The 22175-nt window shown below is 66.2% G+C and carries 18 protein-coding genes; 9 read left to right on the plus strand and 9 right to left on the minus strand.

Going from position 1 to position 22175, the window contains the following annotated elements:
• The first annotated feature begins 109 nt into the window (after nt 1-109).
• On the plus strand, nt 110-1009 hold the full coding sequence (locus tag C380_RS06475) for a DMT family transporter (protein WP_015013059.1): 900 nt from the start codon (nt 110-112) through the stop codon (nt 1007-1009).
• Nucleotides 1010-1065: 56 nt separating this feature from the next.
• Here the strand turns inward: C380_RS06475 and C380_RS06480 are convergent, their stop codons facing one another.
• Entirely contained in the window at nt 1066-2106 is a 1041-nt protein-coding gene (locus C380_RS06480) for a M48 family metalloprotease (RefSeq protein WP_015013060.1), read from the minus strand.
• Nucleotides 2107-2118: 12 nt separating this feature from the next.
• Nucleotides 2119-2745, minus strand: a complete 627-nt coding sequence (locus C380_RS06485) for an SH3 domain-containing protein (RefSeq protein ID WP_015013061.1) — start codon at nt 2743-2745, stop codon at nt 2119-2121.
• A 63-nt stretch (nt 2746-2808) separates the two neighbouring features.
• Between C380_RS06485 and C380_RS06490 the strand changes: the two genes are divergently transcribed.
• From C380_RS06490 to C380_RS06500, 3 genes are all read left to right on the plus strand, one after another.
• Entirely contained in the window at nt 2809-3639 is an 831-nt protein-coding gene (locus tag C380_RS06490) for an SDR family oxidoreductase (RefSeq protein ID WP_015013062.1), read from the plus strand.
• A gap of 150 nt (nt 3640-3789) precedes the next feature.
• On the plus strand, nt 3790-4905 hold the full coding sequence (locus tag C380_RS06495; RefSeq protein ID WP_051022507.1) for a TRAP transporter substrate-binding protein: 1116 nt from the start codon (nt 3790-3792) through the stop codon (nt 4903-4905).
• A complete protein-coding gene (locus C380_RS06500) occupies nt 4902-7571 on the plus strand; it encodes an EAL domain-containing protein (RefSeq protein ID WP_015013064.1) in 2670 nt (889 codons plus the stop codon). The genes C380_RS06495 and C380_RS06500 overlap by 4 nt, the downstream gene beginning before the upstream one ends.
• Before the next feature lie 103 nt (nt 7572-7674).
• On the opposite strand, the gene C380_RS06505 is transcribed toward C380_RS06500, so the two are convergent.
• Nucleotides 7675-8574 (minus strand): DMT family transporter, encoded by a 900-nt coding sequence (locus C380_RS06505; RefSeq protein ID WP_015013065.1) that lies wholly within the window; start codon nt 8572-8574, stop codon nt 7675-7677.
• A gap of 159 nt (nt 8575-8733) precedes the next feature.
• Here C380_RS06505 and C380_RS06510 point away from each other — a divergent pair, with 159 nt between their 5' ends.
• Together C380_RS06510 and C380_RS06515 are read left to right on the plus strand one after the other, a co-directional pair.
• Nucleotides 8734-9717, plus strand: a complete 984-nt coding sequence (locus C380_RS06510) for a quinone oxidoreductase (protein WP_015013066.1) — start codon at nt 8734-8736, stop codon at nt 9715-9717.
• Nucleotides 9714-10547 carry an NUDIX domain-containing protein gene (locus C380_RS06515; RefSeq protein ID WP_015013067.1) on the plus strand — a complete coding sequence of 278 codons (834 nt, stop codon included), beginning with the start codon at nt 9714-9716 and terminating at the stop codon, nt 10545-10547. Before C380_RS06510 ends, C380_RS06515 begins: the two co-directional genes overlap by 4 nt.
• On the opposite strand, the gene C380_RS06520 is transcribed toward C380_RS06515, so the two are convergent.
• The gene (locus C380_RS06520) at nt 10501-11595 is read right to left on the minus strand and encodes an NAD(P)H-binding protein (RefSeq protein ID WP_015013068.1); all 1095 of its coding nucleotides are present in this window, start codon (nt 11593-11595) and stop codon (nt 10501-10503) included. The genes C380_RS06515 and C380_RS06520 overlap by 47 nt on opposite strands.
• A 97-nt stretch (nt 11596-11692) precedes the next feature.
• Between C380_RS06520 and C380_RS06525 the strand changes: the two genes are divergently transcribed.
• Nucleotides 11693-12625, plus strand: a complete 933-nt coding sequence (locus C380_RS06525; protein WP_015013069.1) for a LysR family transcriptional regulator — start codon at nt 11693-11695, stop codon at nt 12623-12625.
• 80 nt (nt 12626-12705) lie between these two features.
• Here C380_RS06525 and C380_RS06530 read toward each other — a convergent pair whose 3' ends face one another.
• Nucleotides 12706-13629, minus strand: coding sequence for a LysR family transcriptional regulator (locus C380_RS06530; RefSeq protein WP_015013070.1), 924 nt, complete (start codon nt 13627-13629; stop codon nt 12706-12708).
• Nucleotides 13630-13761: 132 nt separating this feature from the next.
• Here C380_RS06530 and C380_RS06535 point away from each other — a divergent pair, with 132 nt between their 5' ends.
• Nucleotides 13762-14742: a bile acid:sodium symporter family protein gene (locus C380_RS06535; RefSeq protein ID WP_015013071.1), complete on the plus strand. Its 981-nt coding sequence runs from the start codon at nt 13762-13764 to the stop codon at nt 14740-14742.
• 69 nt (nt 14743-14811) lie between these two features.
• On the opposite strand, the gene C380_RS06540 is transcribed toward C380_RS06535, so the two are convergent.
• The 4 genes from C380_RS06540 to C380_RS06555 all read right to left on the minus strand — a co-directional run bounded on the left by C380_RS06540 (nt 14812) and on the right by C380_RS06555 (nt 21256).
• Entirely contained in the window at nt 14812-16467 is a 1656-nt protein-coding gene (locus tag C380_RS06540; protein ID WP_015013072.1) for a Na/Pi cotransporter family protein, read from the minus strand.
• A gap of 228 nt (nt 16468-16695) precedes the next feature.
• Complete coding sequence (lspA, locus tag C380_RS06545) at nt 16696-17208, minus strand: signal peptidase II (protein ID WP_015013073.1); 513 nt, start codon at nt 17206-17208, stop codon at nt 16696-16698.
• A complete protein-coding gene (ileS, locus tag C380_RS06550; RefSeq protein ID WP_015013074.1) occupies nt 17208-20093 on the minus strand; it encodes an isoleucine--tRNA ligase in 2886 nt (961 codons plus the stop codon). The genes lspA and ileS overlap by 1 nt, the downstream gene beginning before the upstream one ends.
• Before the next feature lie 113 nt (nt 20094-20206).
• A complete protein-coding gene (locus C380_RS06555) occupies nt 20207-21256 on the minus strand; it encodes a bifunctional riboflavin kinase/FAD synthetase (RefSeq protein ID WP_015013075.1) in 1050 nt (349 codons plus the stop codon).
• A gap of 255 nt (nt 21257-21511) precedes the next feature.
• Here C380_RS06555 and C380_RS06560 point away from each other — a divergent pair, with 255 nt between their 5' ends.
• Nucleotides 21512-22069, plus strand: coding sequence for an HNH endonuclease (locus C380_RS06560; RefSeq protein WP_015013076.1), 558 nt, complete (start codon nt 21512-21514; stop codon nt 22067-22069).
• Nucleotides 22070-22175: the final 106 nt, after the last annotated feature.

The raw sequence follows: 22175 nt of genomic DNA on the forward strand, positions 1-22175 counted from the left end.
CAGAGGTTCGATGGCCTGCTGCCGTCGCATCGTGTCACACTGGGTGCACCTTTCTGACGCCCTTTGACCGGCAGACCATCCACCGGGCGATTCGCACCCCTGCATATCCGTGACCACTGAAAAGAAGAGCATTGCGACCGGCCTGGTGCTGGCATTCCTAGGCTCCATCGCCTTTAGCGGCAAGGCCATCATCGTCAAGCTGGCCTACCGCTATGGGGTGGATGCGGTCACGCTCATCATGTACCGCATGCTGTTTGCACTGCCCATCTTTGCCGTCATGGCGTGGTGGGCGAGTCGGGGCAAGCCACCGCTTACCCGCAAGGACTGGCTGGGCGTGCTGGGCCTCGGGGTCACGGGCTACTACCTGGCGAGTTTTCTCGACTTTGCGGGGTTGGCCTACATCAGCGCCAGCCTGGAGCGGCTGATCCTGTACCTCAACCCCACCCTGGTCGTATTACTGGGCTGGATGCTGTATGGGCGTGGCATCCGCTGGGCCCAGGCTGCCGGCATGCTGGTGAGCTACAGCGGCGTGGTGCTGGTCTTCGGGCACGAGGCCAACCTGCAGGGCACCAACGCCGCGTGGGGCACGTTGCTGGTGTTCCTGAGCGCAGTCAGTTACGCCATCTACCTGGTCTATAGCGGTGAGATGGTGCAGCGCCTCGGTTCGCTGCGGTTGGTGGGGCTGGCGACCACGGTGGCATGCCTGTGCTGCCTGCTGCAGTTTGTGGTGCTGCGCCCATTGAGTGCTGCGGTGGTGGCCCCGGAGGTGATCTGGTTGTCGGTGCTCAACGCCACCCTTTGCACGGCCGCGCCTGTGCTGATGGTGATGATGGCCATCGAGCGCATTGGCGCGGGCATGGCCGCTCAAACCGGCATGGTGGGCCCGTTGTCCACCATCCTCATGGGCGTGTGGATTTTGGGGGAGCCCTTCACGGCGTGGGTGGCTGCGGGGACGGTGCTGGTGATGACGGGCATTTTCATTTTCACCCGCATGGCGCGCAGGCCCTGACAGACCCCATCCCGCAGCCCTCTCGGGTCCTGGGATAGGGGCAGTCTGGTTGGTCTTTACGACGTCTTCTTCTTTGGGGCTGCTTTGCGGACTGGCGCCTCAGCAGGTGCTGTGGGTGACGGCACCGCTGCAGCAGCAGGGGCTGCCTTGGGGCTCATGCGCTGGGCTACCGTCACGGGGGCCGTGCCGGTGAAACCATCGAGGTTCTTGCCCATGGCCAGCTCCAGCTGCTCCAGGCGAGCCTGTGCTGGTGGGTGCGTGGCCAGTGCCAGCGTGAACGCCGGGTTGTCTGGCGTGGCGGTGCGCAGCTGCTGCAGCACCGACACCAGTCCGTAGGGGTCGAAGCCTGCACGGGTGGCCAGGGCCACGCCGGTGCGGTCGGCGTCGTACTCATCGGTCTGGTCCAGGCCGCGCGCATACAAGTTGCGTCCCAGTGCCAAAAATTGCGAGGCCACCATGTTGCCCACAGCGTTGGTCTTGATCTGCGACGCCAACAACTGCGTCAGCATGCCGGATTGGGCCGTCTTGCGGATGGCCAGCAGGTGGTGCTTGGCCGTGACATGGGTGATTTCGTGGGCGAGGATGCCCGCCAGTTCGGCCTCGTCGGCACAACGGTCAATCAGCCCCTTGGTAACGAACACATAACCCCCTGGGGCCGCAAAGGCGTTGTAGCCGGGGTCGTCCAGCACCACAAACGTCCAGGGCAGGTTGGGGCGGGGGGATTGCAGGCTGATCCAGCGTCCCAACTGGTTCACGTAGCGTTGCAGCGCCATGTCGGGGTGCAAGGGCTTGCTGCCCAGCAGCACGGCCGACAGCTGCCGGCCGATCTCGATCTCGCGGGGCTCGTCAATGCTCTCGACCGAACGGGTGAGCATACTGATGAGGTCATCCCCCTGGCCTGCGGGTGCGCCCCCGCCGGTGATAGCGCCCAGGAGGCCGCCGCCCGTGTTGCTGGTGGTGCTGCCACCGCCACCGAGGGCGTTGAGCAGGTTCATGACTCCCTGGCTCTGCCCCTGGCTGGGCAGCAGGGTCAGGGCCAGGGCGGTGCAGGCCGTTGCGATCAGCCGGATGCGGGGAAGGGAATGGGGCAGGCGCATGGCAGCTCTCGCTCAGTTGGGGCTGAAATTGGGGTCGGACGGATTGTTGGACGAGCCTGTCGCTCCCGATCCGCCGCTGGAGGAGGGCCGGGGCGGTTCGGCCAGCGGGGCGACGTTGCGTGGCTGCAGCGACGCATTGCTGGCGAACTGGCGGGCCTGGTCGGCATTCACGCGCAGACCCTCGGCCTGGGTCACCGCCGCAGGGTTGGGTTGTGCCTTCGCGATGTCTTCAGCGCCCAGACCCCGGATACCCACGGTGGAGGTGGCGGTGGCGGTACTGCCGCTGTTGTTGCCAAACAGGCTTCCCAAACCGCGAATTCCGCTGGTGGCGGCGTTTCCACTGGTGGGTGCAGCGCCGGACTGAGGGCCCAGGTCAAACATGTGAACCCAGCCTGTGGCGCCTTGGGGGGTGCTGACCTTGGTCCATGGGCCCTTGCGCTCGCTGGTTCGCGTGACCACCGCATTGGCTTCCAGGGGCGCCACGCTGGCACCGCTTTCTGCGGGACTGTCCCTCAGCTGGGTCGCGCGTTTGACTACGGCTGCCTCCTGGGCATGTGCGGGGGCAGCCAACAAGGGCAGTAAGGCCATCGCGGCCGATGCCAGCCAAGAGGCCAGGGCTCTGCAGTGCAGCCGAATCATTTTGTATCTCTCCACTTATGATTTGTTGTGGCTGCGGCTCGCAGCGTGAAACCGGAGATTGTTATGGATTTGGGTATTGCAGGCAAATGGGCGCTGGTGTGTGGCGCGAGCAAGGGGCTGGGTTATGGCTGCGCGCAGGCTCTGGTGCGGGAGGGTGTGAATGTGGTCATCAACGCCCGAAATGCAGAGGCGCTGAACCAGGCTGCTACCCGTTTGATAGCTGAAGGCGCGGCTGCAACGGGCGCCAGCGGCCAGAAGGGCCCAAGTCCGCAGGTGCTGGCCGTGGCGGCCGACATCACCACCCCCGAGGGGCGTGCGGCAGTGTTCTCGGTGGCCGGAGGACCGGGGCGGGACTTCGACATCGTGGTCACCAACGCAGGGGGGCCGCCCACCGGCGATTTCCGCGACTGGAACCGCGATGCCTGGATCAAGGCCGTGGACGCCAACATGCTCACCCCCATCGAACTGATTCAGGCCACCGTGGATGGCATGGCTGCGCGGGGGTTTGGCCGCATCGTCAATATCACCTCCAGCGCCGTGAAGGCACCCATCGACATCCTGGGCCTGTCCAACGGCGCACGCAGTGGTCTCACGGGGTTTGTGGCGGGCGTGTCCCGCAGCAAGGTCGCGGCGCGCGGGGTGACCATCAACAATCTGCTGCCCGGCAAGTTCGATACCGATCGCCTGGCCGCCACCGTCAATGCGGCTGCCAGCAAGGCGGGCAAGAGCGTTCAGGACGTGCGCTCTGCCCAGCAGGCACAGATTCCGGCCGGGCGCTACGGCACGGCGGAAGAGTTTGGCGCCATCTGCGCCTTCCTGTGCAGCGTGCAAGCGGGCTACATGACGGGGCAGAACGTGCTGGCCGACGGCGGGGCTTATCCCGGCACGTTCTGAGGCAGCTCGGGCCCGGCGTGGTCTGCGGGCTGACCCGCCGCAGAGGTTTTGCAGAACGGGAGGCAGTCGTGGTGTTTTGCCGACAGCTTTACCGGAGCGCTGAATAATTGGTGGAATACTGCGGGCCAGCGCCCGCTATCGCCCGACGCCATGCATCCTGCCCACACATCCATCCTGCCGCGCCTGAAACGCCACTGCACCGTGCTGTGTCTGGCGCTGGGTGTGGCTGGGGCTGTGCAGGCGGCTGGCGCCGCCAGCGCGCCCGGTGCAAACAGCACTGCGACGGCACCCTATCGGCTGCGCATCGTGGGCGGGCTGGCGGGCATCAGTCAGTACATCCGGCAGGAAGAACCTTTCTGGACCAAAGAGCTGTCACGCCTGAGCGCCGGACGCTTCCAGGCCGAGATCGTGCCCTTTGACCGTGCCGGTGTGCCCGGGGCCGAGATGCTGCGGCTGTTGCAGCTGGGGGTGGTTCCATTCGGCACCACCCTGATGAGCTCCTTCACGGCGCAATACCCCGAATACACCGCGCCCGACCTGGCGGGGGTGAACCCCGACATTGCCACGCTCAAGACCACGCTGGCGGCCTTCCGTCCTTACCTCGAAAAGGCGCTGCGCGAACAGCATGGTGTCGAGGCGCTCGCCATCTACGTGTATCCGGCGCAGGTGGTCTTCTGCAAAAAGCCGCTGCGTACCTTGTCTGAGCTGACCGGCCGCCGTGTGCGTGTGTCGTCGGCCAGCCAGGCTGATTTTGTGGGGGCCTTGGGCGGGGTGCCGGTGCTGACCAGTTTTTCGCAGATCGTGCCCAGTCTGACGGCCGGCAATACCGAATGCGCCATCACCGGCACCATGTCCGGCAACATCCTGGGCCTGCCTTCCATCACCACCCACGTGCACACCCTGCCGGTCACCTGGGGGCTTGCGGTGTTTGGGGCCAACCAGGCCGCCTGGGCGGCCTTGCCGGCCGATTTGCGCACCTTGCTCCAACGGGAGCTGCCCCGCCTGGAGGCCGCCATCTGGGCCGAGTCCGAGCGCGAAACTGCCGATGGCCTGGCCTGCAACCGGGGGGCACCCACCTGCAGCGCTGGCACCAAGGGAAGCATGGTGGTGGTGTCGGTGTCCCCCCAGGATGAGCGCAGCCGCCAGGAGATCCTCGAATCCACCGTTTTGCCGCGCTGGGTGCAGCGTTGCGGCGCCCGCTGTGCGCAGGTCTGGAACCAGACCATCGGGCCGGCGCGTGGCCTGCAGGCAGCGCCTGCGAAATGACAGAGTCCGCAGCCCCCTCGCGCATCAGGGCCTACGTCTGGGCGGGCGCCGCAGTGTTTGTGGCGGCCGTGGTGGCGGTGGCTGGCACCCTGGCGTGGAACGCCCGCCAGGCCGCATTGGCCGACAGTGAGGCCCAGGCCACGCGTTTTGTGGCCGGTGCAGAGGCTGCACTCAACCGCTCCCTGCTCGCCGTGGACGTGCTGCTGGCCAGCATGGACGAATTGCTGGGCCTGTCCAACGCCATGCCCAAGTGGCTGGACCCCGACACGGCCAGCCAGCGGCTGCGCGGATCGGCGCGGCAGAACCTCATGGTGCGGTACGTGGCGGTGCTCGACGGTAGCGGCAAGGCGTTGGCGTCGTCGGACCCGGCGGGCGCCAGCCTGACGGTGCAACTGCCAGCCGGTTTTCTGGAGAGCGTGCTGGAGCAACCGGTATCCACCCTGATGGTCAGCGCGCCGGTGGTGAGCTTTGCCAGTTCCGAAAAGGTGTTGTACTTCGCGCGCCATCTGCGCATGGCCGACAGCTCGCGGGTGGTGGCAGTGGCCGAACTGCCGGTGTCGGCCCTGAGCTCAGTGCTGGTGCAGGGCGTGGACATCAGCGGCCTGCAGGTCACGCTGGAGCGGGCCACCGGGCAACTGCTGCTGAGCGTGCCCAACCGCGAAGACGTGACCGCGCCTACGCTCGCGCCCCCCATTGGCAATCTGGCCGACCAGGGCCTGGCTTGGCAAGCCCCGGCGCGACTGACGGGCGAGCCCTCGCTGGTGGTGTTCCGGCCCATCCTGTACCAGGACCTGCGCATTGCGGCCAGCATTCCGCTGGACGCGGCGCTTGCCGGCTGGCGCGAACAGCGTGATGCGATTGCACTGACCACCGCGCTGTTCATTGCCATGATCTTTGCGGCCGGGGTGCTGGCGTTGCGGTATGTGGACCGCATGTCCCAGGCCCGCCTGGCCATCGCGCAGTCCAAGGCGACGCTGGACCAGGCGCTGGAGTCCATGGTCAGCGGATTTTTGCTGCTGGACAGCCAGCAGCGCGTGGTGCAGTGGAATCGCCAGCTCGAAACCATCCTTCCGTGGCTGCAAGGCGTGATCGCGCCCCTGATGCCGTTCCGAGCGGTGCTGGAGGCCACGGTGGAGCACCATGTGCCCCGCCTGTCTGACGAGGAGCGCAAGCGGTGGGTGAGCCAGCGCCTGGAGCGGCAAAAGCACCAGCCCGAGCCACGCGAGCAGTCGTACGCCAACGGCAGCACCATTCAGATCACCGAACGCGCCACGCCCGATGGGGGCCTCGTCATCAGCTACCACGACGTGACCGCGCTGCGCAAGGCCAGCACCGAGATCGAGAGCCTGGCCTTCTACGACCCGCTGACCAACCTGCCCAACCGCCGGCTGCTGATGGACCGCATGCAGCAGGCCATTGCTGCCAGCGTGCGCAGCGGCCAGTACGGCGCCCTGCTGTTCCTGGACCTGGACCATTTCAAGACCCTGAACGACACGCGCGGCCACGAGGTCGGCGACATGCTGCTGCGCCAGGTGGCCCAGCGCCTGAAGACCTGCGTGCGGCGCGAGGACACCGTGGCACGGCTTGGGGGCGACGAATTTGTGGTCATGCTCAGCGACCTGTCGGTCCACCGCGACGAGGCCGCCGCCCAGGCGCGCCGGGTGGGCGAGAAGATCCTGCGCAAACTCAACGTGCCCTACACCCTGGGCGGCAACGCGCACCACAGCACGCCCAGCATTGGCGCCACGCTGATGGGCGGTACCCTGCAATCGTCGGTGGACCTGCTCAAGGAGGCCGACATCGCCATGTACCAAGTCAAATCGCAAGGGCGCAACGCGCTGTGCTTTTTTGACCCGCAGATGCAGATCGTCATCAGCATGCGCGCGCAGCTGGAAGCCGACCTGCAGATGGCCCTCACGGCGCGGCAGTTTGTGCTGCACTACCAGCCGCAATTCCACCTGGATGGTCGCATGGTGGGTGCCGAGGCCCTGATCCGCTGGCAGCACCCGGAGCGTGGGCTGGTAGCCCCGGGCGAATTCATTGGTGTGGCCGAGGAGAGCGAACTCATCGTGCCCATGGGGCACTGGGTGCTGCGCACGGCCTGCGAGCAGCTGGCGGCCTGGCAGGGGGACGAGCGGTACCGTCACCTGCAGGTGTCGGTCAACGTGAGCGCGCGGCAGTTCCGGCAGCGCGACTTTGTGGCCCGCGTGGTGGAGGTGCTGCGCGAGACAGGCGCCCGGCCGCACCTGCTCAAACTCGAACTCACCGAATCGCTGGTGCTGGACAACGTGGACGACACCATTGCCAAGATCGGCATGCTCAAGACCAAGGGCGTGCGCTTTTCTGTGGACGACTTTGGCACAGGCTATTCATCGCTGGCGTACCTCACGCGGCTGCCGCTGGACCAGCTCAAGATCGACCAGTCCTTCGTGCGCAACCTGGGGGTGCGGCACACCGACGATGTGATCGTGCAGACCATCCTGGGCATGGCAAGCAACCTGGAGCTGGACGTGATCGCCGAAGGGGTGGAAACCGAGGCTCAGAAGGACTTCCTGGCCCGGCACGGGTGTGTGTACTTCCAGGGCTATCTGTTGGGGCGGCCTACCCCGGTGGCCGACCTGGAGGCGTTGATCGAGTCCGCCGCCACGGTCACTGCCCCGGGTTGATCGGCTCAGTCTCAGGGAACTAGCGCTTTTTGCTACTTTTTGTGTAGCGCTTCAGGCAATCAATACGTGAGCTGCCGGCAGTTTGGATCAAAAATTGCGTCCTTCAGCGCCGTGACGACACCACGATGCCGCCCACAATCAGCGCAAACGCCACGCCGTGAAAGGCCTTGGGCGTGTCGCCCAGAAACGCCGCCGACAGCACCCCGGCAAACAGGGGCGTGAGGTTGATGAAAAACCCGGCGGCTGCAGGCCCGGCGCGTTGCACGCCCACCCCCCAGCAGCGGTAGGCCAGCACAGCAGGCCCCACAGCTATGAAGGCCAGGGCGGCAATCAGCGGCCAGCCCCATTCGATATGCGTGCGCCCGCTGGCCCATTCGGCCCCCGCAAAGCTGCCCGACCAGGCCAGCCCAAACACCATCTGTGCCATCAAGAACGCGGCCCAGTCGCCCCGGATGCTGGTGGGCTCGCTGGTGCGTGACAGCAGCCAGCTGTAGAACGCCCACGAGATGGTTGCCAGCAGCATGAACAAATCGCCCGGCACCAGGCGGAAGGCCAGCAGCTGCGACCACTCGCCCCGGCTCAGCACCAGCAGCACCCCACACACCGACAGCAGCGCGCCCAGCACCTGGCGCCGCGTGACGGCCGCGCCGAAGAACAGCGCGCCCACGGCCAGCATCCACACCGGCATGCTCGACCCCACCAGCGTCACATTGATGGGGGTGGAGGTCTGCAGCGCCATGTACTGCAGCGCGTTGTAGGCCCCGATGCCCAGCAGGCCCAGCAGCGCATAGCTGCGCCAGTGTGGCCACAGTGGGCTGTCGGCGCGCAGCACGCCATGGGCCAGGGGCAGCAGGATGGCAAAGGCCAGCACCCAGCGGATGAAGTTCAGGGTGATGGGGGGAATCAGTTCATGGACCAGCCGCCCTACCACCGCGTTGCCGGCCCACAGCAGGGGCGGGATCACCAGCAGCACGGCCGTGCCGGGTGTGATTTTTTGAGTCATGGGGCTGCACTGTAACGGTGCAGGCAGGGCCCTGCTGCGGCGGGGCCTCATGTCCCCAAGGCAAATCGGTGCGGGCCATGCCTCCGGCACGGTCGTGAGATTCATGGCAGGATGGCCGCCGTTGTCAGCACCCCACCCCTTTTGAGGAGATTGATTGCCATGAGCCTTGCCGTCCAGATCCGCCAGCACGGTGGTCCCGAAGAACTCCACATCGTTGACGTCCCCGTGGACGAGCCCGGCCCCGGCGAAGTCCGCATCCGCCACCACGCCATCGGCCTGAACTTCATCGACGTGTACCACCGCACGGGCCTGTACCCGTTGAACATGCCCGCCACCATCGGCATGGAAGGTGCCGGTGTGATTGAGGCCGTGGGCGAGGGCGTCACGCACCTGAAGGTGGGCGACCGCGCCGCCTATGCCAGCAACCCTCCCGGCGCCTACTGTGAAGTACGCGTGATGCCTGCCAAGTGCGTATGCAAGCTGCCCGATGCGATCAGCTTCGAGACCGGCGCGGCCATGATGCTCAAGGGGCTGACGGCGCAATACCTGCTCAAGAAAACCCGGCCCGTGGAAGGCCTGCAGCCCGGCGACCATGTGCTGTTCCATGCTGCGGCAGGTGGTGTGGGGCTGATCGCCTGCCAATGGGCCAAGGCGCTGGGTCTGCAGCTCATCGGCACGGCGGGGTCTGATGCCAAGTGCCAGCTGGCGCTGGCCAACGGCGCGGCGCACGCCATCAACTACAGCACCGAAGATTTTGCAGCCCGCGTCAAGGAGATCACCGGCGGCAAGGGTGTGAAGGTGGTGTATGACTCGGTGGGCAAGGACACCTGGGAAAAGTCGCTCGAATGCCTGCGCCCTTTCGGCTTGATGGCCAGCTTCGGCAACGCGTCCGGCCCGGTGGCCCCGTTTGCGCCCGGCAGCCTGGGGGCCAAGGGCTCGCTGTACGTCACGCGCCAGACGCTGTTCACCCACATTGCCACGCGCGAGGCCACGCAAGCCATGGCGGACGACCTGTTTGCCGTGGTTGCCAGCGGGCAGGTCAAGATCCACATCGACCAGCGCTACCCGCTGGCCGACGTGCAGCAGGCCCACCGCGACCTGGAAGCACGCAAGACCACCGGCTGCACCATCCTCACGCTGTGAGCGCGGCTGCACAGGCGCCCACGTTCGACCAGTGGCTGGCCGGGGCACGACGGGCGGCGCAGCAGCCCCCGGCCCAGCCGCGCCAGCCCCTGGTGGTGGCGGGGCAGGTGGTGGGCTCGATAGCGCAGGGGTTTTTCAGCCAAATCAGCCTGCAGCGCTTGATGGATAAGCGCTACCAGCTATCAGAAGCAGAGCATTCTCAGGGCCGTGCGTGGCATTTGCAGGCATCGCCCACCGACACCACGGATGCCCTCAACACCCTGGCCGCCGCGCTGCGCGATGCGGGCCTGTGCGGCCCCTGGCGTGATGAGCAGCTGGCGGTGACCAACCCGGCCGGCGAGGTCATCGGCACCGTGGAGCGCGGGGCCGTGCGCGTGCTGGGCGTGGCCACCCGCGCCGTGCACCTGGTGGGTCTGGCGCCCGACGGGCGCATGTGGGTGCAAAAGCGCTCCCTGACCAAGCCCAACAACCCCGGACTATGGGACACGCTGATGGGGGGCATGGTCTCCGCTGCCGACTCTCTGCCGCAGGCCCTCGCCCGCGAAACCTGGGAAGAGGCCGGTTTGCGGGTGGAGGCATTGGTCAACGTGGCGCACGGGGGCCAGGTGCTGTTCAGCCGCCCCAGCCGGGAGGGCGGTGGCGCGGGCTTCATGGTCGAACGCATCGATTGGTTCCGCGCGCAGGTGCCCCAGGGCATGGAGCCCGACAACCAGGACGGTGAGGTTGAGCGTTTTGACCTGCTGCCTCTGGAGGTGGTGCGCGAGCGGGTCGCCCAAGGGGCGTTCACGCTGGAAGCCGGGCTGGTGATTGCGGGGTTTCTGGGGGTGTAGTTGCCCGTGCAGCGTGAGGGCTCTTCGTGTTGACGGCGCTGGAGGGCAGGCAGCCCAGGCCCTGCAAGGTGGCCTGCACCGCCTCGTCCAGTGGGGTGTGTGGCTCCTCGCCCAGCACCGCCCGGAGCCGGTCGTTGGCCATGCGCACCGGCTGCTGCCACAGGTAGCGCATCTCGCGCATTTCACGCAAGGTGGTCACGAACGGCGAGACCAGCGTGACCAGCCACCATGGAAAAGCCTGCACGCGCGGCGCCTGGCCGCCCCGCGCCACCACCACACGGCCAATGGCGGCCGCCATCTGCGTGCCATCAGCATCCCAATGCCCGGCCAGGTGAAAGCGGGCCAACACGGGCAGCTCGGCGCGCCGCTCCAGCAGCAGCACCATGGCACGCGCCACGTCGGGCAGGTACGACCACTGGTGCCCGATGCCCGGTGCGCCTGGCTGCTTCACCTTGGTCACCGGTCGTCCCGGCTGGACCAGGCCCTGCGCAAACCAGCTGTTGCCCGCCTGCGGTCCAAAGAAGTCGCCCGCGCGCACGATGATCACGCGGCAGGTTTCCTCCAGCGGGTGCGGCACGGTGGCTTGCTGCAGGCGGCGCTCCAGCTCCACCCGCAGGGCGCCTTTGCGTGTGCGGGGGTGTTGAAGGGCGTCTTCGTGCAGCACCGGGAAGGCGTCCGGCCCGTAGTTGTAGACGGTGCCCGGCAGCACCACGGTGGCCCCGTGCGCCCGGGCCGCAGCAATCGTGTTGTCGATCATCGGCAGCACCAGCTCGCTCCAGCGCCGGTAGCCGGGCGGGTTGACCGCGTGCACGATCACCTGGCAGCCCGTGGAAGCACCCATCACATCGGCCCGGATCATCGCGTCGCCCCGAACCCAGGTGAACCCGTCGCGCTGCTCTCGGGCCTGCGCTAAGTTGCGGTGCATTGCCACCACCTCCCACCCCCGGTCACGCAGCTGGCGCGCCACCTCGCCGCCAATGCCGCCGGTGGCGCCCAGAACCAGTACCTTGGGGCGGCTGCCGATGGGGTTGTTGGGGTTGTTGCTCATCGCGATGCTCCTTCAAAAACTATGGATGGAGGCAGTGTCTGCGCCCCAGCAATTCAATGGAATTGCTGAAAATGAGTGGGTGGCTATACATTTATGTATGGATCAACCGAATCGCCATGACATTGGCTGGGAGCTGTACCGCTCGTACCTCGGCGTGCTGCGGGAGGGCTCCCTGTCGGGCGCCGCGCGGGCGCTGGGCGTGACACAGCCCACCGTGGGTCGCCACATTGCTGCGCTGGAGCAGGCCCTGGGGCTGGTGCTTTTCACCCGGTCGCAGCAGGGCCTGTTGCCCACCGAGGCCGCGCTGGCCCTGCGCAGCTACGCGGAAGCCATGGGCCACTCTGCGGCAGCCCTGGTGCGCGCGGCGGACAGCCAGGGCGACGGCGTGCGCGGCACGGTGCGCGTGAGCGCCAGCGAGGTGATGGGGGTCGAGGTGCTGCCGCCCCTCCTGGCACAGTTGCAGGCCGAGCACCCCGCATTGACGGTGGAGCTGGTGCTGAGCAACCGCGTGCACGACCTGCTGCAGCGCGAGGCCGACATCGCCATCCGCATGACCGAACCCCGGCAGGACGCGCTCATCGCCCGCCGCGTGGGCACCATCCCGCTGGGGCTTTACGCCCATCCGAGCTACATCGCCGCCCATGGCACGCCCGCCACCCTGGCGGAGCTGGCGCACCACCGCCTGATTGGCTTCGATGCCGAAACCCCGTTTCTGCGCGCGGCGCAAAAGGCCCTGCCCGCGTGGCGGCGAGACCGGTTTGCCGTGCGCAGCGACAGCGACGTGGCGCAGCTCGCCTTCATCCGCGCTGGCGCCGGCATAGGCATCTGCCAGGACGCATTGGCCCGCCGCAGCGCCCCCGCGCTGGTGCGGGTGCTGCCGCAGCAGCTCCAATACGGGCTGGAGACCTGGGTGGTGATGCACGAGGACCTGCGCACCAGCCCGCGCTGCAAGCACACGTTCGATGCGCTGGTGGTGGGGCTGGAGCGGTACCTTGTCGAAGGACTAGGCAGCGACGCATCGGCCGATTAGTCCGCTGAATCGGATGGGGGGGAAGGCTGCGATCTATTGGGCAGCTGAAGATGCCCATGGAGGTACGTTAGGGGCTTCTTTCAACGGCCTTTGCTGCCAAGAGCCTGCACGCCATTGCGCTGCACCGCCACCGCCTTCACCAGATCCCACGCCGCTTGCGCCACAGGCGAGAGCGCGCGGTGCTTCCGGTGCACCAGCATGATCTCCCGGTCCACGCGCGGCACCAGGGGGCGTACCGCCAGCCGTGCCAGGCCTTCGGGCGGCAGGGCCAAGGTGGGGATCACCGAGATGCCCAGGCCTGCGTCCAGCATGCGAAAGATGGTGGTGGGGTGGCCAACCTCCTGGGCCACCGTGCAGGCCACACCATGCTCGGCCAGGGCGCGGTCGATCAGGCGGCGGCTACCGGAGTCGTGGTCCAGCAGCACCAGTGCTTCGCCCTGCAGGTCGGTCCAGCGCACCTGGCGTTTGTCCGCCAGCCGGTGGCTGGGTGGGCAGGCCAGGCAGAAGGGTTCGGTCAGGATGGTCTCGCAGTGAAGCGCTTCGCGCTCGCTGGGGTCGATGACCACGCCAAAGTCCACCTCGCCCGAAAGCACGCTGGCCAGCACCGCGCTCTGGATGCGGTCCAGCAGCACCAGCTCCAGCCCGGGCAGGGTGCGCTGGCATTCGGCGATGCAGTCGGGCATGAGGTTGGCCGACAGCGTGGGGCTGCTCGCCACGCGCACGCGTCCGCGCCGCTCGGTGGCCATTTCCCGCACGTCCAGCAGTGTGTTCTCCAGCTCTTCCAGCACCCGGGGCAGGCGGGCCGACAGGCGCTGGCCCGCGTCCGTCAGCGTCACCTCGCGCGTGGTGCGGTTGAGCAGCTTCAGACCCAGCTGGGCTTCCAGCTCGGTGATGCAGCGGCTCACGGCCGGTTGGGTGAGGCCCACCGCATCGCCGGTGCGGCTGAAGTTGCGGGTGGCGGCCACCGACTGAAACACGTGCAGCTGGCGCAGGGTGATATTCATGCGCTCGAATCATAAATCCATCAGAGAAATCCATTTCTCTTTGGAATCGGGCTGCGGTCCAATGCGTGTCTTTGGGGTTTGTGTGCCCCATGTCCTTTTGCATTTTTTTGCGCTGCCGCTGCGCTGTCCCCCATGGCCCGTTCCCGTTTTCTCCCTGACAACTTCACCCTGGCCCTGCTGGGCACCGTCACCCTCGCCAGCGTGTTGCCCGCCTCGGGCGTGGCGGCCCAGGCGCTGGAGGGGATCACCGTGGCAGCGGTGGCGCTGCTGTTCTTCTTGCACGGGGCCAAGCTCTCGCGGGATGCTATCGTGGCGGGGCTCTCGCACTGGCGGCTGCACCTGGTGGTCGTGGGCACCACGTTTGTGCTGTTCCCGCTGCTGGGCTGGGCGCTGCGGCCGGTGCTGCTGCCGCTGGTCACGCCCGGGCTTTACACCGGCATCCTGTACCTGTGCGTGCTGCCAGCCACGGTGCAGTCGGCCATTGCGTTCACGGCCATGGCGCGCGGCAACATGCCGGCGGCCATCTGCAGCGCGTCGGCATCGACCCTGCTGGGCATTGTGATCACACCGCTGCTGGTGGGGCTGTTGCTGCCCGAGGCGCAGCAGCAGGCAGGCGCTGCGCAGCATGACACGCTGGCCAACATCGGCCGCATCACCTTGCAGTTGCTGGTGCCCTTTGTGGCGGGCCACCTGCTGCGTCCGTGGATTGGCGGTTTTGTGCAGCGCCGGGCGGCAGCGCTCAAGCGGGTGGACCAGGGCTCCATCCTGCTGGTGGTGTTCACGGCCTTCAGCGCTGCGGTGGTCGAGGGGCTGTGGCGTCAGCTGCCAGCGTCTGCGCTGCTGGGCCTGGTGGTGGTGTGCGCCGTGCTGCTGACACTGGCGCTGGTGACCACCACCTGGGTCGCGCGGCGCATGGGGTTCTCCAAGGAGGACGAAATCACGCTGGTGTTCTGCGGCTCCAAGAAGAGCCTGGCCAGCGGCGTGCCCATGGCCAAGGTGCTGTTTGCATCGCACGCAGTGGGCGCCATTGTGCTGCCCATCATGGTGTTCCACCAGATGCAGCTGATGGTGTGTGCGGTGCTGGCGCAGCGCTATGCGCGGCGCAGTGCGTAGGCAACCGGGCTGCTATCTTTTGTATAGCTGCAGGCGCATGAAGAACATGCGCCTGCGGCCCAAAAGGCTTCAACTCTGCTCGTTGAGCGTGCGCAGGCGGCTGGGCGCCAGGGCACCGGCCGATTCCAGGATGGGGTAGGCCACCGAGCACAGCAGCGAGTTGATGCGCTTGAGTTCGCTGATCAGGTCGATGTGCAGTGAACTGGTCTCGATGCTCTGCACCGTGTTGTCTGACAGGCGTGCCAGGTGGGTGGCCGAATAGGCGTGTTCCAGGTCGCGGAACCGGGCTTTTTCTTCCAGCAGCTTTTGTGCGTCGCGCACGCTGCCGTTCAAGAACACGCTCATTGCCAGCCGCAGGTTGTCGATCAGGCGGGCGTGCAGCTCATTGATCTCTTCCATGCCCGCCTCGGAGAACTGGCGGCCCTTCTTGATCTTCTTGTCCTCGATGTCGATCAGCACGCGCTCGATGATGTCGCCGATCTGCTCCATGTTGATGGTGAAGCTGATGATGTCGGCCCAGCGGCGGCCCTCGCGCTCGTCCAGGGCCTCGCGCGAGATCTTGGTCATGTAGTACTTGATGGCCGAGTACAGGCCGTCCACCTCGTCATCGAGCTTGCGCAGGTCTTCTGCCAATTGCAGGTCGTCCGTGCGGATCACTTTGTGCAGGCCCAGCAGCATCGATTCGACCACGTCGGCCTGGTGCAGGGCTTCGCGTGCCGCGCACGAGATGGCGAGGGACGGCGTGGCCAGGGCGGAGGGGTCCAGATGCTGGGGGCGGGTGCCTGCAGCAGCCTGTGCCTTTTCCACCGGCAGCAGGCGCTGCACGGCCCGCGCCACCGTACCTGTCAGGCCAATGCAGACGATGCCCACCACGATGTTGAAGGCCAGGTGGAACAGCACCACCAGGGCGGCAGTTTCGGGCACGTAGGGCCGCACATGCTGCAGCCACAGGCCGGTGAGCGGCGTCATGATGAGCACGCCGATGATCTTGAAGAACAGGTTGCCCAGGGGCACCTGGCGTGTCTGCACGTTGGACTTCATGGTGGTCAACACGGCGAGCACGCCGCTGCCCAGGTTGGCGCCCAGCACCAGTCCCAGCGCCACATCGGCCGGAATACCGCCAGAGCCTGCCAGCGCCGCAGTGAGCAGCACGGTGGCAAGGCTGGAATACGCCACGATGGCCAGGATGGCGCCGGTAAAGATCTCCAGCAGCAGATCGCTGGTGAGCGCTCCCAGCAGCGTGCGCACGGTGGGCGACTGGGTGAGCACCGTGGTCGATTCGGTGATGAGGCGCAGCGCCAGCAGCATCAGCCCCAGGCCGATCAACACGCGGCCCACGCGGCCCACGGCCGTGTCCTTGCGCGAGATGAACAGCACGACGCCCACAAAGATGAACAGGGGCGACAGCCACGACAGGTCCATAGAGAACACCACAGCCATCACGCTGGTGCCCACGTCGGCGCCCAGCATCACGGCCAGCGCTGCAGGCAGGCCCACCAGGCCCTGGCCCACAAAGGACGACACGATAAGCGCGGTGGCTGTGCTGGACTGCACCACGGCCGTCACGCCAATGCCGGAGAGGACAGCGGTGAAGCGGCTGCTGACGCTGTGCGCAATCAGCTGGCGCAGGTTGGCGCCGAACACGCGCAGGATGCCGGTGCGCACCAGGTGGGTGCCCCAGATCAGCAGCGCCACGGCTGCCAAGAGATTGAGGAGATGCTTCATGAAAACCGTTGTTTCTTCTTCTTGTGATGGGCGCAAACCCTGCGATGACCAGACCCAGGGGCCAATGCAAGAACCGCGCGCACCGGGCTGTCATAAAACTGACACATAAGCATACTCCTGATTCCATAGCGCTGGAGCAGATGCCCATGTCGGCGCTGGGTGCGTTGCTGCGCACAAACAGCACGGCCCGCATGCAGCGGGCCGTTCAGGGGGCAAAGCGAGTGGGGGTCAGCGCTCGCGCCGTACCCGCAGCAGCTCGTCCAGGATCAGGCAGACCGCACCCACGGTGATGGCCGAGTCCGCCAAGTTGAAGGACGGAAAGTACCAGCCCGCGTAGTGGAACTGCAAGAAGTCCACCACATAGCCGTGCATGAGCCGGTCCACCACGTTGCCTACGGCCCCGCCCAGGATGCTGGACAGCGCAAAGCTGAACAGCTTCTGGCCTGGATGCGCACGCAATTGCCACACGATGAAGATCGTGGCCGCCAAGCCGATACCGGTGAACAGCCAGCGCTGCCAGCCGCCCGCGTCCGACAAGTACGAGAACGCTGCGCCGGTGTTGTGCGCGCGCACGATGTTGAAGAAGCTGGTGATCAACGTGGAGTCGCCCAGCTGGTAGTGGTTGAGAATCAGGGTCTTGGTGATCTGGTCGGCGCCCATCAGAAACACCGCCCATGCCAGCCATGGCCACATGCCCACGCCGGTGCGCCCGGCTTGCCCAGATTGCGTAGAGCGCGCCATCACGCGTGTGCCCGGCTTTCGCCGTCGCCGTACAGGTTGCTGGTGCAGCGGCCGCAGATGGTGGGATGGGCGGCATCGCTGCCCACGTCGCTCCGGTAGTGCCAGCAGCGTTCGCATTTGGTATCAGAACTGGGTTTGACGCTGATCTGTAAAGCGCCACCAGCTACCAATTCGATAGCGGATGTGATGAACACGAATTTCAGGTCATCGCCCAGGCTGGCCAGCAGTGCGTGGTCCTCCGGCGCAGCCGTCAGCGTGACAGTCGCCTGCAGCGACGAGCCCACCTGACCCGCGGCGCGCAGGGCCTCGATCTCCTTGTTCACCGCATCGCGGATCTCGCGGATGCGCGACCACTTGGCCAGCAGGCCCTCATCCGCACCGGCACCCACGCCGGCGACATTGCCGTAGGTCTCCAGGAAAATGGAGTCGGAGCCGCCGAACACCTTCCACGCCTCTTCCGCCGTGAACGAGAGGAACGGCGCCATCCAGCGCAGCATGGCGTGCGTGATGTTGTAGAGCGCTGTCTGCGCACTGCGGCGGGCCAGGCTCTTGGGCGCCGTGGTGTACAGGCGGTCCTTGAGCACATCCAGGTAGAAGCCGCCCAGGTCTTCCGAGCAGTACAGCTGCAGCTTGGCCACCACCGGGTGGAACTCGTACACCTTGTAGTGCGCCAGCACTTCGGCCTGGAACTCGGACGCGCGGGTGAGCGCGTAGCGGTCGATCTCCAGCATCTGGTCGAACGGCACGGCGTCCTTGGCCGGGTCAAAGTCGCTCACGTTGGCCAGCAAAAAGCGCAGCGTGTTGCGGATGCGGCGGTAGGCGTCCACCACACGCGCCAGGATCTTCTCGTCGCCCGCAATGTCGCCGGAATAGTCGCTGGCAGCCACCCACAAGCGGATGATCTCAGCGCCCAGCTTCTTGTTGATCTCTTGCGGGTCGATGCCGTTGCCCAGCGACTTGCTCATCTTGCGGCCCTGGCTGTCCACGGTGAAACCGTGGGTCAGCAGGCCGCGATAGGGCGCGCGGCCTTCCAGCGCGGAGGCCAGCAGCAGCGAGCTGTGGAACCAGCCGCGGTGCTGGTCATGGCCTTCCAGGTACAGATCGGCCTCGGGGCCTGTGTCGTGGTGCACCTCGGGGTGCGTGCCGCGCAGCACGTGGCTGAAGGTGGAGCCGGAGTCGAACCACACTTCCAGGATGTCGGTGCTCTTCGTGTAGTGTGGCGCGTCTTCGGCGCCCAGGATCTCTTCGGTCGTCACGCGGCTCCAGGCCTCGATGCCGCCCTTTTCGACGATGTCGGCGGCCTGGTCCATGATTTCCATGGTGCGCGGATGCAACTCGCCCGAATCCTTGTGCAAAAAGAACGGGATGGGCACGCCCCAGCTGCGCTGGCGCGAGATGCACCAGTCGGGCCGCCCGGCGATCATGTCGTGCAGGCGGGCTTTGCCGTTCTCGGGGTAGAAGCTGGTGTGCTCGATCGCATCGAGCGCGATCTGGCGCAGCGTCTTGGCGGGCTTCATGCCTGCTTTAGTGAACACGCCTTCGCCTTCGTCCATGCGGATGAACCACTGGGCAGCCGCGCGGTAGATCACGGGCGTCTTGTGGCGCCAGCAGTGCGGGTAGCTGTGCGTGATGTCCTTGGTGGTCATCAGGTGGCCTGCGTTGCGCAGGGCCTCGATGATGACGGGCACAGCCTTCCAGATGTGCTGGCCGCCGAACAGCGGGAAGTCCGCTGCATAGGTGCCGTTGCCCTGCACTGGGTTCAGGATTTCGTCCAGTGCCATGCCGTGCGCGCGGCAGGAGTTGAAGTCTTCCAGGCCATACGCAGGCGACGAGTGCACGATACCCGTGCCGTCATCGGCCGTGGCGTAGTCGGCCAGGTACACGGGCGACAGGCGGCGGTAGCCAAAGCTGCCGTCTTCGCTGGCCACGTCGTACAGCGGGTGCTCAAATTCCAGGCCGCCCAGGTTCTTGCCCAGGGTGGTGGCCAGCACGCTGCCCGTGAGGCCGTAGCGCTCCAGGCACGAGGCCACCAGCGGCTCGGCCACCAGCAGGATGCGCTCGCCCGTGTCCACCAGCGCGTAGCTGATCTCGGGGTTCAGGTTCAGCGCCTGGTTGGCAGGGATGGTCCAGGCAGTGGTGGTCCAGATGACCACAAACGCATCCTTGGCCAATGCGGGCAGGCCAAAGGCGGCTGCCAGCTTGGCGGGGTCGTGCGACTTGAAGGCCACGTCCAGCGTGGTGCTCTTCTTGTCCTGGTATTCGATCTCGAACTCGGCGAGCGAACTGCCGCAGTCAAAGCACCAGTACACGGGCTTGAGGCCTCGGTACACAAAGCCGCGCTCCATCACGCGTTTGAAGGCGCGGATTTCGCCCGCCTCGTTGGCGGGGTTCATGGTCTTGTAGGGGTTGTCCCATTCGCCCAGCACGCCCAGGCGCTTGAAGTCCACCATCTGCTGCGCGATCTGCTCGGTGGCAAACGCGCGGCTTTTTGCTTGCATGTCGTCGCGGCTCAGGTTGCGGCCGTGTTTCTTCTCGATGGCGTTTTCGATCGGCAGGCCGTGGCAGTCCCAGCCGGGCACGTACAGTGCGTCAAAGCCTTCGAGCTGGCGCGCCTTGGTGATCATGTCCTTGAGGATCTTGTTCACCGCATGGCCCATGTGGATCTGGCCGTTGGCGTAGGGCGGGCCGTCGTGCAGGATGAACTTGGGCGCACCCCGGCGGGCGTCGCGCAGGCGCTTGTAGGTGCCTTTGTCTTCCCACTCCTTCACCCAGCCCGGCTCGCGCTTGGGCAGGTCGCCGCGCATGGGGAAGGGCGTGTCGGGCAGGTTCAGGGTGCTGCGGTAATCCGGGGCAGTGGAGGTGGGCGTGCTGGCGTTGTCGGACATGAGGGAGCCTTAAAACGGGGCATTCCGGGGCGGGCCCGGAGCAATGCGGGGAAACAGGGAGCGAAACGCGAGAGGTGTCGGGCCTGCAGGGCAGGCGCTGCGCAGGCAGCCCCCTAAATTCGGTCGCGCGTGGTCTGACGCCGGGTCTCGGTGTGATTGGGGGCGTGGGCCGATGCAAAGTAGGCGCGCGCATCCGCACAGTCTTTGGCAATGCCCGCTGTCAGGGCGTCCAGACCGTCGTACTTCAGCTCGTCGTGCAGTTTGTGCAGCAGTTCCACGCGCACGATTTTACCGTACGCCCCTTCGGCACCCAGTTCGGCAGGCCACTGCAGGCAATGGGTTTCGAGCAGCACGCGGCCGCCGTTCACGTCATTGGGGTCCAGCGAGGGGCGCACACCCAGGTTGGCCACACCCGGCAAGGGCTCGCCCGCGAGACCATGCACCAGCACGGCAAAGATGCCGCTGGCGGCGGGTTTCCAGTGCGCAAACCGCAGGTTGAGGGTGCGAAAGCCGTCGCCCGCGCCTTCCGCCGTGGCGCCCAGCTCGCGCCCCAGCTTGCGGCCATGCACCACATGGCCGCTGATGGTGTAGGGCCGCCCCAGCAAGCGCGCTGCTGCCTCCATGTCGCCTGCGGCTAGCGCCTGGCGCACGGCGGAGCTGGACACGCGCAGCCCATGCACCTCGTAGCTGTTCATGCGAGCCACGTCAAAACCTTGGGCTTGCCCGGCGGTGTCCAGCATGGCGTAGTCGCCCGCGCGCTGGCGGCCGAAGCGGAAATCGTCACCCACCAACACATAGCGTGCACCCAGACCGCGCACCAGCACTTCATCGATGAAAGCGTCGGGCGACTGGGCGGCCAGCCGCGCGTCAAACGGCAGCACCACGGTCTGCTGCACGCCGCAGCGGGCCAGCTCGGTAAGCTTGTCGCGCAAGGTGCCTATGCGGGCTGGGGCCAGCTCCGGCTTGTGGTGGGCCCCGGCAAAGTAGTCGCGCGGGTGGGGCTCGAAGGTGAGCACGCAGCTTTCCACGCCCCGGTGGGCCGCCTCGCTGTTCAGCAGGGCCAGCATGGCCTGATGCCCCCGGTGCACGCCATCGAAGTTGCCAATGGTCAGCGCACAGGCATCGGCAATGCCCGGGTGGTGGAATCCGCGAAAGATCTTCATCGGTTTGTTATCTTTTTGATAGCGCCATGCGCAGGTCCATCAAGCGCAGGACGCCAATTTGTCACAAAAAGAGTATATTGTGACCCACGGCTGGCCCCGCGCAGGGCTGCCCGCGAGACATCTGCGTTCAGAATCCTTTCGGACTTGCGCAAATCGGGATGCAACAACCGCCTTTTCCTTGGGGCGAGCCACTTGCCAGAGTCCTGTTTTGCGGAAGTCATGTCCTTGTGTACTTTGTGTTCCAGGAGGCGTGTTTTGAAGGTCTTGAAGCTCTCAGCCCAAGGGCTGCCCCAATCGTGGATTTCGCTGGAGCAGGCGGTGATTCATTACGCCGCCGGGGAAGTGCGCTGGGAGTCCGGCGGCCAGATTGCCCGGTTCCGGGGCGGGTACAACGCCATATCGGGTGAGCAATCGGTGATCGCCATCAACAGCATCATCGGCACCAAGGGCGTGCCCAGCATCAATCCGTTCGAGCTCAAGCCCAGCCTGACCAACAGCAAGCTCTTTGCCCGCGACCGCAATGTGTGCGCCTACTGCGGCGGGCGTTTTCACGAAGAGGACCTCACGCGCGAGCACATCGTGCCGTTCGCGCGCAACGGTCAGGACCACTGGATGAACGTGGTCACGGCCTGCCGCCCCTGCAACCACCGCAAGGGCCCGCGCACCCCGGAGCAGGCGCACATGCCGCTGCTGTACGCGCCCTATGTGCCGAGCCTGTGGGAGGACTTCATCCTGCGCAATCGGCGCATCCTGGCCGATCAGATGGAATTCCTCATGGCCCATGTCCCCAAGTCTTCACGGCTGTTGGCTTAGTTGGGGGAGTGGCCAATACGACCCTTCTGGCGTCGTTGCTCCGTCTTGCCGTACTAGGCGTACTGTCTGCGACGGAGCGCCTAGCCATAAGGGCCGTCTTGACTCC

The sequence above is a fragment of the Acidovorax sp. KKS102 genome (genome assembly GCF_000302535.1).
Lineage (GTDB): Bacteria > Pseudomonadota > Gammaproteobacteria > Burkholderiales > Burkholderiaceae_C > Acidovorax.

What these genes read in the sequence shown, in the direction of transcription:
- C380_RS06480 (WP_015013060.1), bottom strand. Translation starts at nt 2,106, where the DNA reads ATGCGCCTGCCCCATTCCCTTCCCCGCATCCGGCTGATCGCAACGGCC.
- C380_RS06485 (WP_015013061.1), bottom strand. Translation starts at nt 2,745, where the DNA reads ATGATTCGGCTGCACTGCAGAGCCCTGGCCTCTTGGCTGGCATCGGCC.
- C380_RS06490 (WP_015013062.1), top strand. Translation starts at nt 2,809, where the DNA reads ATGGATTTGGGTATTGCAGGCAAATGGGCGCTGGTGTGTGGCGCGAGC.
- C380_RS06495 (WP_051022507.1), top strand. Translation starts at nt 3,790, where the DNA reads ATGCATCCTGCCCACACATCCATCCTGCCGCGCCTGAAACGCCACTGC.
- C380_RS06500 (WP_015013064.1), top strand. Translation starts at nt 4,902, where the DNA reads ATGACAGAGTCCGCAGCCCCCTCGCGCATCAGGGCCTACGTCTGGGCG.
- C380_RS06505 (WP_015013065.1), bottom strand. Translation starts at nt 8,574, where the DNA reads ATGACTCAAAAAATCACACCCGGCACGGCCGTGCTGCTGGTGATCCCG.
- C380_RS06510 (WP_015013066.1), top strand. Translation starts at nt 8,734, where the DNA reads ATGAGCCTTGCCGTCCAGATCCGCCAGCACGGTGGTCCCGAAGAACTC.
- C380_RS06520 (WP_015013068.1), bottom strand. Translation starts at nt 11,595, where the DNA reads ATGAGCAACAACCCCAACAACCCCATCGGCAGCCGCCCCAAGGTACTG.
- C380_RS06525 (WP_015013069.1), top strand. Translation starts at nt 11,693, where the DNA reads ATGGATCAACCGAATCGCCATGACATTGGCTGGGAGCTGTACCGCTCG.
- C380_RS06530 (WP_015013070.1), bottom strand. Translation starts at nt 13,629, where the DNA reads ATGAATATCACCCTGCGCCAGCTGCACGTGTTTCAGTCGGTGGCCGCC.
- C380_RS06535 (WP_015013071.1), top strand. Translation starts at nt 13,762, where the DNA reads ATGGCCCGTTCCCGTTTTCTCCCTGACAACTTCACCCTGGCCCTGCTG.
- C380_RS06540 (WP_015013072.1), bottom strand. Translation starts at nt 16,467, where the DNA reads ATGAAGCATCTCCTCAATCTCTTGGCAGCCGTGGCGCTGCTGATCTGG.
- lspA (WP_015013073.1), bottom strand. Translation starts at nt 17,208, where the DNA reads ATGGCGCGCTCTACGCAATCTGGGCAAGCCGGGCGCACCGGCGTGGGC.
- ileS (WP_015013074.1), bottom strand. Translation starts at nt 20,093, where the DNA reads ATGTCCGACAACGCCAGCACGCCCACCTCCACTGCCCCGGATTACCGC.
- C380_RS06555 (WP_015013075.1), bottom strand. Translation starts at nt 21,256, where the DNA reads ATGAAGATCTTTCGCGGATTCCACCACCCGGGCATTGCCGATGCCTGT.